This window comes from uncultured Streptococcus sp. (genome assembly GCF_905372115.1).
Lineage (GTDB): Bacteria > Bacillota > Bacilli > Lactobacillales > Streptococcaceae > Streptococcus.
On record NZ_CAJPNR010000015.1, the window covers coordinates 1 to 14,033 of the forward strand.

The 14,033-nt window shown below is 42.9% G+C and carries 12 protein-coding genes and 1 pseudogene; 12 read left to right on the forward strand and 1 reads right to left on the reverse strand.

What is annotated here, in order from left to right; genetic code table 11:
* Together QZ169_RS05780 and QZ169_RS05785 are read left to right on the forward strand one after the other, a co-directional pair.
* A pseudogene (locus tag QZ169_RS05780) lies at positions 1 to 651 on the forward strand (type III-A CRISPR-associated RAMP protein Csm5); the annotation flags it as partial.
* Complete coding sequence (locus QZ169_RS05785) at positions 648 to 1,964, forward strand: type III-A CRISPR-associated CARF protein Csm6 (protein WP_295505272.1); 1,317 nt, start codon at positions 648 to 650, stop codon at positions 1,962 to 1,964. The pseudogene QZ169_RS05780 and the gene QZ169_RS05785, both read left to right, overlap by 4 nt.
* A 116-nt stretch (positions 1,965 to 2,080) precedes the next feature.
* Here the strand turns inward: QZ169_RS05785 and QZ169_RS05790 are convergent, their stop codons facing one another.
* Positions 2,081 to 2,989 carry a LysR family transcriptional regulator gene (locus tag QZ169_RS05790; protein WP_002897493.1) on the reverse strand — a complete coding sequence of 303 codons (909 nt, stop codon included), beginning with the start codon at positions 2,987 to 2,989 and terminating at the stop codon, positions 2,081 to 2,083.
* 348 nt (positions 2,990 to 3,337) lie between these two features.
* On the opposite strand from QZ169_RS05790, the gene QZ169_RS05795 reads away from it, so the two are divergent.
* From QZ169_RS05795 to nt5e, 10 genes are all read left to right on the forward strand, one after another.
* On the forward strand, positions 3,338 to 4,249 hold the full coding sequence (locus QZ169_RS05795; RefSeq protein ID WP_185681421.1) for a dihydroorotate dehydrogenase electron transfer subunit: 912 nt from the start codon (positions 3,338 to 3,340) through the stop codon (positions 4,247 to 4,249).
* Between the two features lie 11 nt (positions 4,250 to 4,260).
* Complete coding sequence (locus QZ169_RS05800) at positions 4,261 to 5,199, forward strand: dihydroorotate dehydrogenase (RefSeq protein WP_124764591.1); 939 nt, start codon at positions 4,261 to 4,263, stop codon at positions 5,197 to 5,199.
* 247 nt (positions 5,200 to 5,446) lie between these two features.
* Positions 5,447 to 6,139 carry an orotidine-5'-phosphate decarboxylase gene (gene pyrF / locus QZ169_RS05805; protein ID WP_124764593.1) on the forward strand — a complete coding sequence of 231 codons (693 nt, stop codon included), beginning with the start codon at positions 5,447 to 5,449 and terminating at the stop codon, positions 6,137 to 6,139.
* Positions 6,140 to 6,217: 78 nt separating this feature from the next.
* Positions 6,218 to 6,847 carry an orotate phosphoribosyltransferase gene (gene pyrE / locus QZ169_RS05810; RefSeq protein WP_124764595.1) on the forward strand — a complete coding sequence of 210 codons (630 nt, stop codon included), beginning with the start codon at positions 6,218 to 6,220 and terminating at the stop codon, positions 6,845 to 6,847.
* Between the two features lie 111 nt (positions 6,848 to 6,958).
* Positions 6,959 to 8,497, forward strand: coding sequence for a glycosyltransferase family 39 protein (locus QZ169_RS05815; RefSeq protein ID WP_295505273.1), 1,539 nt, complete (start codon positions 6,959 to 6,961; stop codon positions 8,495 to 8,497).
* A complete protein-coding gene (locus QZ169_RS05820; protein WP_295505274.1) occupies positions 8,494 to 9,246 on the forward strand; it encodes a DUF4336 domain-containing protein in 753 nt (250 codons plus the stop codon). The genes QZ169_RS05815 and QZ169_RS05820 overlap by 4 nt, the downstream gene beginning before the upstream one ends.
* 35 nt (positions 9,247 to 9,281) lie before the next feature.
* Positions 9,282 to 9,935, forward strand: coding sequence for a uracil-DNA glycosylase (locus QZ169_RS05825; protein WP_295505275.1), 654 nt, complete (start codon positions 9,282 to 9,284; stop codon positions 9,933 to 9,935).
* 8 nt (positions 9,936 to 9,943) lie between these two features.
* Positions 9,944 to 10,408 (forward strand): 8-oxo-dGTP diphosphatase, encoded by a 465-nt coding sequence (locus tag QZ169_RS05830; protein WP_295505278.1) that lies wholly within the window; start codon positions 9,944 to 9,946, stop codon positions 10,406 to 10,408.
* A 12-nt stretch (positions 10,409 to 10,420) separates the two neighbouring features.
* On the forward strand, positions 10,421 to 11,689 hold the full coding sequence (locus tag QZ169_RS05835; RefSeq protein WP_295505279.1) for a dihydroorotase: 1,269 nt from the start codon (positions 10,421 to 10,423) through the stop codon (positions 11,687 to 11,689).
* 161 nt (positions 11,690 to 11,850) lie between these two features.
* Positions 11,851 to 14,010, forward strand: coding sequence for a cell surface ecto-5'-nucleotidase Nt5e (gene nt5e, locus QZ169_RS05840; RefSeq protein WP_295505280.1), 2,160 nt, complete (start codon positions 11,851 to 11,853; stop codon positions 14,008 to 14,010).
* The last annotated feature ends 23 nt before the right edge of the window (positions 14,011 to 14,033 follow it).

Here is a 14,033-nt window from a genome sequence, read left to right on the forward strand (position 1 = left end):
AAAAAAGGCAAAATCATTGAAAATAAGAAAGCGATTCCTTGGGGACCAACTAGACGACAGAGACATGAAAAAATAAAACCTTTTGATGATATTTTTAATGAAATTCGTGTCTCAGACAGTCAGCCTCTGACAAATGATGATTTAATTCTTGTTCAAAAGTGGGATTTCACTCCAGATAAAGATACAAAACCACATTCACTAAGTATCTATCGTGAAGCTCTGAGACCTGGAACCAAGCTGGAATTTGAAATTATTGCCGCTTTAGGTTTCGAAGGTGGAAGAGCTGGTGAGCTCATTTCTTCTCTTGGGGAATATGCACAAAAATTTTACTTTGGAATGACAGAAGATGAAGGCTATGAAGGATATAAAGATTTCTTTCTAAAAAAATTTCCTAATCATTTAATTCAAAACAATCTATCCTATCCCCTCTATCTAGGTGGTGGTAGCGGTGCTTGGACCAAAACAGTATTTAGGCAAGCGGATGGCGAAGTTCAAAAACGACATAAGAAAATGTCTGAACGAGGAGCTCTAAAATTGACAAAGGCGCCTTTTTTAACCGTTGAGGGTGAAATAGAATTAATTAATAATGCAGAGAATTTCTATGAAATGGGTAAAACCTGTTTTACGATTACGGAGGTAGGTACAAGATGAAGACATTAATCACATTTATCAGTCAGTATGATCCGATTGGTGTAAAATTTAAACATCCTACAAAAAAAGATGAAACGGGTCGAGAAAAAACGGACAATTTTCGAAGAGCCTTGTCTATAGGGGACATTCATACATATGAGCATGATGGATACCAACAGGAAATTTCAGATGGTCCTGCACTCGTAATTATTAAAGATGAATTACCTGACAAGCTTATTGTTATATATAGTGATGAGATGAAGGTAAAGCAGGAAAACTTTGAAAGGACTGTTAAAACTGTTTATAGAAAAAAAGCAGTCCAAATCCCTGTGATTCAAAATGAGTATGTAACAGAGGGTGTTCATGAATTTGAAGCAATGTATAAATTTGTAGAAAAAATCCTTGATAGAGAAGATATGTCCAACGGAGATTATATTTTAAATATTACAAGTGGTACTGCTCAATGCCAGGCTGCCATGTACTTTATCAATTTTATCAAGGATTATCATACAAGACTTGCTCGGGTAGATTCTCCAAATGGGAAGAAAACAAATAGGTCTAATCAGGGCGCTCCTTATTTTGAAGAAGTTGTTTTAGATGATTTATTGAAAAAACAAACAGCAGAAAAGGAAGATGAGCGTAAACCAGAAATTGAAACAGGCGAAAAGTTAAAAAACAATTTATTGCAACGGACCTATAAAGATTTCATTTTGAAGTATGAATACAAGGCAGCGTTAGATATCTTAAAGGGAAATCCCGATATCATTTCTGATAAACAAGATCAAGAAAAATCAAAAAATATATTAGAAAGCATGATTAGTGTTTTTCAAAAACAGAGAGTTCTTGAAGAGATTGTAGCTGATGATAATTTGCAATATGGTGACACAGATGAGTTTCAAAAAGTGTTAAACTATTATCTGATGATTGATATTCTAAACCGTAGAGGTCAAGTGACTGATGTGCTTGTCAAGGCAAAATCCTTTGCGGAGTTTATCTTAAAATCTGTAATTGAAAGAAGACATCCGGATTTAAAAGTAATTAAAAAAATTAAGAAAATTAATATCTTTGATATGATTAAAATTCTCAACCATTATCATGAATATTCTGAATTTGAAACTTCAATTTCTAAAGTTCAGGATGTAAATTCTCAAAGAAACAAAGTTGCTCATGGACTGGCTGATATTTCAGTGGAGCAAGAGGAATTGGACGAATTAGTGAATGATTTGAAAGAGCTCGTCATTGCTGCATACTCTGATATGAATGCCTCTTTATATCAGAAATATTTTGATTACTACGATCAAAAGAATCAAGATTTAATTAGCTGTCTTAAATAGACTTCCACTTTCCCTACCTCTTTCCTCCATCTGATAGACCTGAAGGGAAAACAGGTCTGAAAAATAGAAAAACACCTATAGCCTGCAGTAAGCTGCCTGCTTCTAGGTGTTTTACTTTATTTATCAAATTTCACTTCCTCAATCAGATACTCAATGAAGCGTTCTCCCATTTTGGATAGGCTGGCTTTTTCATGCTGGATGTAGACCAGCTCAATCGGATCATCAATGTCCAGTGGGATTGACACGATATTATCTCCGTTGAGGTTGCTGTTGAGAATACCGGTAGCAATTGTGTAGCCATCCAGACCAATCAAAAGGTTAAAGAGGGTCGCACGGTCGCTGACCACGATGGATTTTTTATGGTGTTCCTGAGAGAGAATTTCCTCAGAAAAGTAGAAGGAGTTGTGAGTCCCTTGGTCATAGCTGAGGTAGGGGAAGTTTTCTAAGTCAGATAATTGAACCAGCTTTTTCTTGGCTAGCGGATTGGACTTGCTGACAAAGATATGGGGCTGCGCTGTGAAGAGATGAGTGGCAATCAAGTGATTGTCATCCAGCATCTTGGATAGGACATCTCGGTTGTAGCTATTGAGAAAGAGGACGCCGATTTCGCTGCGGAAGTTTTTTACGTCGTCAATAATTTCCCAAGTCCGAGTTTCCCGCAAAAAGAGCTCGTATTTCTCCATATCGCTTTTTTTAAGCAGGGAGACAAAGGCATTGACCACAAAAGCATAGTGCTGGGCAGAAACGCTGAAAAGCTCGCGGTGGGCGACAGGGTTTTTGTATCGCTCCTCTAGAAGTTGCGTCTGCTCAACTACCTGCCGAGCATAAGAAAGAAACTCCATGCCGTCCTTGGTCAAGGTAATTCCTTTGGGATTGCGAATAAAAATCTCGATGCCCATTTCATTTTCCAAATCCCGCACAGCATTGGACAAGCTAGGCTGAGTAATGAAAAGTTGCTTGGCAGCTTCGTTCATACTACCAGTCTCGACGATTTTGATAATATAATGTAACTGTTGAATTCTCATAGGACTATTTTATCACAAACTGGGGATTTTTTTCCAATAAATCAGAAGATTAGAAAATGTTTGCTTGCTAAAGTTGCCTGTGCTAGGATGAAGGAAATGAGGAGGACTATATAGCCAAATATAATGACTATAAAAATCGTTCGGTAGTTCTAGCCATTGCCATTACTATTTTTATTGTATGTATTATGTTTTGTATGATGGTTCTGATTGGGAAGGTGATGATCATGTGGGGTATTAAATCTGCTTATGAGGAACTCGAGCGAACATGAAAATTCTGATATTTTTATGCCTTGACATTCCTCATCGCTAACGATATAATGTTTACAATTTAACCTTTAATCAAGTCCAGTGAGGCTGCAAGGTAGGAAAAACGGTATAAGAGGCAGTTGGCTGCCTTGTTTTTTGCGAAACCTTGCTGCGGCGAGGTTTTTTCTTGTAGAAAGTGAGGTTGTCATGGTTAGTGACAGTTGTAAAAAGAGATTTGGAAAGATTATGCTGGAGCAGATGGAGCTGCTGGAGCAAGTAGAAATTGCACCTAATATTTTTTCTATGCTCCTAAAGGGCCAAATGGTCAGCCAGATGCAGGCTGGACAGTTTTTACACATTCGTGTACCAGATGACAGCAAGCTTTTGCGCCGGCCTATCTCAATCGCAGAGATTGACCGAGACAATCTGACTTGTCGCATCATCTATCGGATAGAAGGCGGCGGCACGGCTATTTTTTCTCAACTTTCAGTTGGGTCTTTTCTTGATGTTATGGGTCCTCAGGGCAATGGCTTTGATTTGAGTCCTGTAAGGGCAGGTGACCACGCTTTAATTATAGGTGGTGGGATTGGTGTCCCTCCCCTGCTTGAGGTTGCCAAAGACTTGTATGCCAAGGCAGCTCAAGTGACAGCTGTTCTGGGGTTTTCTGATAAATCTGCTGTCATTTTAGAGGAAGAAATAAAAAAATACGCCGAGGTCATTGTCACGACGGATAATGGTTCTTATGGTCGCAAAGGCTATGTATCAGCAGTTGTGGATGAGTTGTCCCAAGACTATGCGGCTGTCTATTCCTGTGGAGCGCCAGCCATGCTCCAGTATGTCGATCGTAAGTTTCAGGATCATCCGCATGCTTATCTCTCCATGGAGTCTCGTATGGCTTGTGGTATGGGTGCCTGCTATGCCTGCGTCGTTCATGTGGCTGGTCAGGACGAGTCGGTCAATAAGCGCGTTTGTGAAGACGGTCCGGTCTTTGAGACGGGCACGATTATTGTTTAGGAGGGGAAAGAATGAGTGACCAACGTTTAAGAGTTTCCTTGCCAGGATTGGACTTGAAAAATCCAATTATTCCGGCATCTGGCTGCTTTGGCTTCGGTCAAGAATATGCCAAGTACTATGACTTGGACTTGTTGGGTTCTATCATGATAAAGGCTACGACTTTGGACCCCCGCTTTGGCAATCCCACTCCACGTGTGGCAGAAACGCCAGCTGGTATGCTCAATGCCATTGGCCTACAAAATCCAGGTGTTGAGGTTGTTCTAGCTGAAAAACTGCCCTGGCTGGAAAAACATTATCCCGACCTACCAATCATAGCCAATGTAGCGGGCTTTTCTAATCAAGAGTATGCCACAGTTGCTGGAAAAATTTCTCAAGCCCCCAATGTCAAGGCTATTGAGCTCAATATCTCCTGTCCTAATGTTGACCATGGAAATGCTGGACTGTTGATTGGTCAAGTTCCGGAACTAGCTTACGAAGCAACCAAGGCAGCAGTAGAGACTTCTGCTGTACCAGTCTATGTCAAATTAACTCCGAGCGTAGCAGACATTACTCAGGTAGCCAAGGCTGTTGAAGACGCTGGTGCTGCTGGTTTTACCATGATTAACACCTTAGTAGGTATGCGATTTAACTTGAAGTCGCGCAAGCCTATTATCGCTAATGGAACTGGTGGCATGTCAGGTCCGGCTGTCTTTCCGGTAGCGCTCAAGCTGATCCGTCAAGTGGCTCAAGCAAGCAAACTTCCCATTATTGGTATGGGGGGAGTTGATTCGGCGGAGGCTGCTCTGGAGATGTTTATAGCAGGTGCTTCAGCTATTGGAGTGGGAACTGCCAATTTCACGGATCCCTATGCCTGCCCGATCATCATTGAAGATTTGCCTAAGGCTATGGATAAATACTGCATCGAAAGTCTTGAAAGCTTTCGTAAAGAAGTTCGAGAGAATTTGCTTTAAAGTTACATTTTTACTTGACAATACTGCTGTGAAATTATAGAATGAATTAAATATAACCTTTAAAGAAGTCCAGAGAGGCTACTAAGGTACATACGTTTGAATGGCATATACTGCCACATTTTCGTGTAACCTTGCTCTCGGGCAAGGTTTTTCTATGTCTCTGAACCTAGCGTGAAGGTCGATTTGGATAAAAGAGTGCCTAGCAGAGTTCTTTAAAGTTAAAAATTAAAAAGGAGATTTTCCCCTCATGCGTGAAGAACGGCCTATTATCGCCCTCGACTTTCCATCTTTTGACGATGTCAAAGATTTCTTGGAGCATTTTCCGGAAGATGAAAAACTCTATGTCAAAATCGGTATGGAATTCTTCTATGCCATCGGTCCAGAAATCGTTCATTATCTGAAAGCTCTGGGACACAGCATTTTCTTGGATTTGAAACTGCACGACATTCCCAATACGGTGCGCTCAGCCATGTCTGTCCTAGGTACCTTTGGTATTGACATGGTGACAGTTCATGCAGCGGGTGGTGTGGAAATGATGAGCGAGGCCAAGAAGGTTTTGGGAGATAAGGCTAAGTTGGTTGCGGTGACCCAGCTGACCTCGACCAGTGAGGAAGATATGCGGGATTGCCAAAACATCCAGACTACGGTTCAGGAGTCAGTTGTCAATTACGCTCGGAAGGCCAAAGAAGCTGGTTTGGATGGCGTAGTTTGCTCAGCTCAAGAGGTTGAACTAATCAAGGCAGCAACGGCCAAAGACTTTCTCTGTGTGACGCCGGGTATTCGGCCAGCTGGATCAGAAATCGGTGACCAAAAGCGGGTCATGACTCCGCAGGAAGCCCATCAAATCGGCAGTGATTATATTGTAGTAGGTCGTCCAATTATCCAAGCTGAAAATCCTTGGGATGCCTATCACGAGATTAAGAAGCAGTGGAATAGCTAAGTAAGAACAAGTGATACGATTTAAATCGTTATACGAAATTGACGGCATCATAAAAATTAAATTTATAAGGAGCAAAAAATGACTTTAGCAAAAGAGATTGCGCGTGATCTATTGAAAATCAAAGCTGTGTATTTGAAGCCAGAAGAGCCTTTTACATGGGCGTCGGGCATCAAGTCACCTATATATACGGACAACCGTGTGACCTTGGCTTATCCAGAGACTCGGACCTTGATTGAGGATGGTTTCGTTGAAAAGATTCGGGCGGAATTTCCTGATGTAGAAGTCATTGCTGGAACTGCGACAGCAGGCATTCCTCATGGAGCCATTATTGCGGATAAGATGAACCTGCCATTTGCCTATATCCGCAGCAAACCAAAAGATCACGGAGCGGGCAATCAAATCGAAGGTCGCGTAGCGCCTGGACAGAAGATGGTTGTCATTGAAGACTTAATCTCGACTGGCGGTTCGGTCTTGGATGCTATCGTTGCCGCTAAACGTGAAGGTGCGGATGTGATTGGTGCAGCGGCTATCTTTACCTATGAGCTGCCAAAGGCAGAAAAGAACTTCAATGAAGCGGATGTGAAATTAGTAACCCTTTCTAACTATACTGAACTAATCACTCTGGCTGAAGCAGAAGGGTATGTCAGTCCTGAGGGCTTGGCCTTGCTTGAGAAATTTAAGCATGACCAAGAGAATTGGCAGTCTTAGACCGAATACAAATAAAATGATCTGACCTTTATTCAGGTCATTTTTCAGTAAAACGTCCTTGTATTGCCTTTAAAAATGGCTTAAAGTCTCGGTGTTTGGTATAATAGAGCTATGTCTAAGATTTATCATCTATCCTTTTCAATATTACAGAAAGTTATGCTGATTACGGCTGTTCACTGGTTTCTGATTGCCATCTGGCATGTTGCAGAGCTGAATAGTATAGCTATGATTGCTTTTGCTGGCTTGACTTATCTGGCCTATCGCTATCGGCATTTGCTAGAAAAAGCTTATCATTGGCTGATGAAGCATAAACTTCTTATTATGCTAGCTGTCTTTATTTTTCAGCTGATTATGCTCTTTTCAGCAGAACTTTTGATTAGGCGGGATGCAGCAGTTGTCTTTACAGGGGCTTTCAAAACTCTGAAAGAAAGCTCCATTTCTAACTATCTGACCCGCAATCCTAACAATGTCTCTCTCTTTCTATACGAGCGTTTTTTCTTTAATATATTTGGGGAATCTGGTTTATGGGTCATGCAGGCCTTGAATATTGTTTATACTAACGTAACGGCCTTGATTCTCTATAAGGGCTGCCAAAAGTATTTTTCCAAAAAAACTGCAGATGCTGTCTTTAGTTTATATATGCTCTTACTGGGCTTTTCTCCTTATTTCTTTTCAATGTATACGGATATTCCGCCCCTGCCTTTCATCAGTTTGCAGATTTTCCTAGTTCTGGGATTGCTGAAGGGAGAGGAAACTAGTAGACAGCTGGTTTGGCGCAGTATTTTGCTTGGGCTAATGACTAGTCTGGCTTTCTTTTTTAGACCAACAGTAATGATTCTGCTGATAGCTGTCTTCGGAGTCCTCTTTTTCAAAAAGAATTGGAAGAAGTTCTTTTTGGCACTAGTCGTTTTTACTTGCAGTTTTGCGATGAGCTATGCACCGCTGCACTACTGGTCCAAGCACCAGACGGAAGTGCCGATTATGGAGGGAGAGGGATTGGCAAAAGGTCCCTTGCTCTTTATTAATCTAGGTCTGACCTTCAATGGCCACAATCAGGAAGATATGAAAGAAGGGCTCTTGCAGTATATTGAGCCTGATAAGCAATATGACTATAACAATGGCATGTTTGCCAAGGAATATGTTATCAAGGAAATCAAGCGGCGCTTAAGTGAATATAATCCTTTGACTTTAGCGCATCATCTCTTCCATAAGCAGTCTCTGACTGTAGCTGAAGGAGATTTGGGCTGGCTCTATCGCAGTGTTGAAAATGAAAAGACGCCTTATATATCGCCTTTTTACCAAGATACGAAAGATAATCCTTTAACTCAGTTTGTCCGTGACTTCTTCCTGAACACTGACAAGTCAGAATTTGTCTATTTCTCGCTGTCCAAGCAGGTGGTTTGGATTGTCATGGCAGCAGGACTTGTTTTTGCGCTTTGGAAATATCGCTCCAGTGATGAGCTGAATTTTCTGACCTTAGCTGTTTTTGGTGGTCTGCTCTTTTTACAGATTTTCGAGGGAGGAAAGACGAGATATCTGATTCAGTTTTTGCCTCAGATACTGATTCTGTCCGCCCTAGGATTAGCCCAGTATCCTCAAGCTCTAGGGAAGTTTCGCTTTTGGACTAGAAAGAAGGAGTATTTAGAATGAAAAGACCTATTCCTATCTATGAACCGCTTTATACCTTGAAGACCATTGCTGAGAATATCTGGATTGTCGACGGTGATTTAATTGAGATGGATGCGGTGGTTACAAAGTTGCCCTTTTCCACTCGCATGACTGTCATCAAGTTAGCAAATGGCCAGCTCTGGTGCCATTCACCAATCCAGCCAAATCAAGCCTTGTTTGACCAGTTGGACGCTTTGGGACCAGTCGCACATCTCGTTTCGCCTAATAAGATTCACTATGCCTATATAGCTGACTGGAAGAAGCGTTATCCTGAGGCAATTGCTTGGTCTAGCCCAGGAGTTGAGGAGAGAGCAGCCAAGCAGAAAATCCCGGTCTCTTTTGATGAAAAACTGACGGATGAGGCTCCTGAAGCTTGGACAGGTCAGATAGATCAGTTGGTTTTCAAGGGAAGTTCTTATATTGAGGAAGTTGTCTTTTTTCACAAGGACAGTCAAACCTTGATTTTGACGGATTTAATCGAGAATTTTGAAACAGATCATTTTGCAAGTCAGCTTCGCGGCAATGCTTATAAATTAGTTCGAGTTGCAGCTCCGGATGGCCAGACACCTATTGACTACCGTATGACTTTTATCGGTCATCAAAAAGAAGCCAAGGAATGTCTAGAGCAGATGCTGGCTTGGCAACCGGAAAAAATCATTCTGGCTCACGGTTCTTGTTTTCTGGAAAATGGTATAGCAGAACTCAAAAGAGCGCTTAGGTGGATTAGATAAGAGAATTTTATCGAAGGAAATGAGAGGAGACATATATGCAGCATTCAGCTTGGCACGCTTTGATTAAGGAGCAGCTGCCGGAAGGTTATTTTGCAAAAATCAATCATTTTTTAGACGAAGTGTATGCTTCAGGGACCATTTACCCGCCTCGGGAAAAGGTTTTTAATGCGATTCAGACGACAGATTTAGCAGATGTTAAGGTGGTTATTTTGGGGCAAGATCCCTACCACGGACCGAGACAGGCACAGGGCTTGAGTTTTTCGGTACCTGATGATATTCCAGCTCCGCCTTCTTTGCAGAATATTCTCAAAGAACTGGCTGATGATATTGGCGTCAAGGAGTCGCATGATTTGACTTCCTGGGCTCAGCAGGGTGTTCTCTTGCTTAATGCTGGTCTGACAGTGCCTGCTGGTCAGGCCAATGAGCATGCCGGCTTAATCTGGGAGCCATTTACAGATGCGATTATCAAAGTAGTCAATGAAAAGTCTGATCCAGTTGTCTTTATCCTCTGGGGTTCTTACGCCCGCAAGAAAAAAGCGCTGATTAGCAATTCCCAACATTTGATTATCGAGTCAGCTCATCCAAGTCCACTGTCTGCGTATCGTGGTTTCTTTGGCAGCAAACCTTTTTCTCGTACCAATGATTTCTTAGTGGCTAAGGGCTTGGAGCCTATTGATTGGTTAACTTAGGAGGTAGTATGGTTCAGTTAGCGACGATTTGTTATATTGATAATGGCCGGGAGTTTCTCATGCTGCACCGCAACAAAAAGCCCAATGATGTTCATGCTGGGAAGTGGATTGGTGTCGGTGGCAAGCTAGAGCGAGGAGAAACTCCGCAGGAATGCGCGGCGCGCGAGATTCTAGAGGAAACAGGTCTAAAGGCCAAGCCTGTTCTTAAAGGCATTATCACTTTTCCGGAGTTTACTCCCAACTTGGACTGGTACACCTATGTTTTCAAGGTGACTGAGTTTGAGGGGGAACTGATTGACTGCAACGAAGGGACTTTGGAATGGGTGCCCTATAACCAGGTTTTGTCTAAACCAACTTGGGAAGGCGATCATACCTTTGTTGAGTGGCTTTTAGAAGACAAGCCTTTCTTTTCTGCAAAGTTTGTTTATGACGGGGATAAACTGCTGGATACTCAGGTGGACTTTTACGAATAAGGAGATAAGACGATGCTATTAATCAAAAACGGACGAGTTATGGATCCTAAGACTGGTTTTGACCAAATTACTGACCTCTTGGTTGAGGGGAAGAAAATTGTCAAAATCGGTCAAGATTTGCAGGCAGAAGATGCAAAAGTTATTGATGCCAGTGGTTTGGTGGTGGCTCCAGGTTTGGTGGATATACACGTTCATTTTCGGGAGCCAGGCCAGACTCATAAGGAAGATATTCATACGGGGGCTTTGGCAGCAGCAGCAGGTGGCTTTACGACTGTTGTTATGATGGCTAATACCAATCCGACCATCTCTACGGTCGAAACCCTGAAAGAAGTACTGGAATCGGCTAGTCGTGAAAATATCCATATCAAGTCGGTCGCGACGATTACAGAGAATTTTGATGGGCAGCATCTGACAGATTTCCAAGGTCTCTTGGCAGCAGGTGCAGTAGGTTTTTCTGATGACGGTATTCCGCTGACCAACGCTGGCATTGTCCGCCAGGCCCTCGTAGAAGCGCGTAAATATAACACCTTTATCAGCTTGCACGAGGAAGATCCAAATCTCAATGGCATACTTGGTTTCAACGAGCATATCGCTAAAGAGCATTTTCATATCTGCGGCGCGACAGGTGTGGCAGAATACAGCATGATTGCCCGCGATGTCATGATTGCTTATGATGCAAAGGCTCATGTGCATATCCAGCATTTGTCCAAGGCTGAGAGTGTAAAGGTGGTGGAATTCGCTCAGAAGCTAGGCGCTCAAGTCACTGCTGAAGCAGCACCTCAGCACTTCTCTAAAACAGAAGCTCTGCTATTGACCAAGGGCAGCAATGCTAAGATGAATCCGCCTCTGCGCTTAGAATCGGATCGTCTGGCGGTTATTGAGGGGCTCAAATCTGGTGTCATTTCTGTCATTGCGACGGACCATGCTCCACATCATGCTGACGAGAAAAATGTAGCCGATATCACTCAGGCGCCTTCTGGCATGACTGGGCTTGAGACTTCGCTTTCTCTTGGCCTAACCTACTTGGTAGAGGCTGGTCATCTGAGCTTGATGGGACTTTTGGAAAAAATGACGATCAATCCGGCTCAGTTGTATGGCTTTGATGCTGGTTTCATCGCTCAGGATGGTCCAGCCGATTTGACAATATTTGACCCAGCAGCAGATAGACTTGTGACTGATCATTTTGCCTCCAAAGCAGCTAATTCACCTTTCGTTGGTGAAAATCTTAAAGGCCAAGTGAAGTTTACCATCTGTGATGGGGAAGTTGTCTTTGAGGGATAATATAGTTCAGACTCTGATGAATTTCAGAGTCTTTTTAACACAGAAAATTTTCTAGTAATTTTCTGAAAACCGAATGTTTGTTAAAATAGTAGTGGTTTAGTTCCTTTTTGAGCCAAAAAGATGTATAATATAACAAAATACTAAAGAGGAGTGTTCGTTATATGAAGAAGAAATTTTTCATCTTACCTGTTCTATCAACAGTGCTTTTGGCACCTGCTTTTTTGGCACATCAAGTCTCTGCAGAAGAGGCTCAGGCTAGTCCAGAGCCGGCAACGACTGAGTTGACCAATCAGCCAGCTGCTGAGATAACATCTGCAGATCAACCAACTGCTCCAGTAGCTTCAGCAGAAGAAAAGCCAGCAGCAGATAGTCAGAATGTGGCTGCTCCGGCTGGTCCAGCTACGACAGAAGCCGCTGCAGCACCAGCCCAGTCTGAAAATCTACCAGAGGCTACGATTCTCCATACCAACGATGTTCACGGTCGCATCGTAGAGGAAAAAGGCGTTATCGGTGATGCCAAGCTAGCTACTGTTATCAAGGAAGAACGTGCTAAAAATCCTAAAGTGCTAGTCGTGGATGCGGGTGATGCCTTCCAAGGACTGCCAATTTCCAATAGTTCAAAAGGAGAAGAACGTGCGAAAATCCTCAACGAAATTGGCTACGATGCTATGGCAGTCGGTAACCATGAGTTTGACTTTGGTCTGGATGAGGCAAAGAAATACAAGGAAATTCTTAAATTCCCACTTCTTAGTTCTAACACCTACGCCAACAATGCTCGAGTTTTCCAAGCCTCTACCATTGTAGACAAGGATCCAGCGGTTGAGGGAGATGAGTTTGTGGTAATCGGTGTGACAACACCTGAAACTGCTACAAAAACTCACCCTAAAAACGTTCAAGGCGTGACCTTCACTGATCCAATTACAGAGGTTAATCGGGTTATTGACGAAATCGAAGCACGCGCAGCGGCAGAAGGAAAGAACTACAAAAACTACGTTGTTCTAGCTCATTTGGGTGTTGACACGACAACTCCAACTGAGTGGCGCGGCTCAACATTGGCTGAAGCCCTTTCTAAAAATCCTAAGCTCAAAGGCAAGCGCGTAACCGTTATTGACGGCCACTCCCACACAGTAGAGTCTACGACTTATGGTGATAATGTTACTTATAACCAGACTGGTAGCTACCTACACAATATCGGAAAAGTAACTTTCAAGGCCAATCAACTTCTGGGTAATCCTCAGCAAATCCCTGCTGAAACTGCTAAGAAAGTCGCTCCAGACCCAGTTGTAGCAGACATGGTCAGCAAGATTAAAGCTAGGTACGACGCTGATAATGCCAAGGTTATCGTGGCAAACAGCCCAGTAGAGCTTAATGGCGACCGTGAAAATGTCCGCGTTCGGGAAACTAATCTGGGTAATGTGGTCGCAGATGCTCTCTATGATTATGGTCAAACTGGCTTTGCCAATAAAACAGATCTAGCTGTCACTAACGGAGGCGGCCTGCGCGAAACTATTGCCAAAGACAAGCCAATCACCAAGGGAAATGTCATCGCTGTATTGCCTTTTGGGAACACTATTTCACAAATCAAGGTAACCGGTCAAAATATCGCAGATATGTTTGCCAAATCTCTGGGCTCTATTCTTCAGGAAAAAGATGGCAAGCCTGTGCTGGATGAGAACGGACAACCTTTGCTAGAACCAAGTGGTGGTTACCTGCAAATCTCTGGAGCTAAAGTCTACTACGACACCACTCTGCCAGCTAATCAGCGTGTCCTCCACATCGAGATTAAGAACAAAGAAACGGGTGTTTATGAGCCTCTTGATCCAAATAAGACCTACTATCTGACGACCAATGACTTCTTGGCTGCTGGTGGTGACGGCTATACCATGTTGGGCGGCCCTCGCGAGGAAGGACCATCTATGGATGTGGCCTTCGCAGACTATTTGGCAAAAGCTGATTTGACAGCCTATGCAGTTATCAATCCAAACTCACGGGCTATCTCTATTTCATCTACTAAAGATACAGATGGTGATGGCTACACTGATATTGAAGAAATCAAGCAAGGAACGGATCCGGCTGATGCAGCTTCCTACCCAGCTGGTGCCAAAGCAGCTGATCCTGCAAAACAGGCAGCTCCAATGGCTAACACGCCAAATCAAACTAAGCAAGTACCTGTCCATGTTGCCAAGACCTTCACTAAGGACCCTGCAGCTAAAGAACTGCCACAAACAGGCAGCGAATCAGCAGTTGCCTTGAGCCTAGTTGGTGTGGTTTTAGGATTCTTTGGATTGGCAGGAATCAAGAAAAGTCACAAAGAAGACTAGTTAAAAGACACAATAAAACGGAA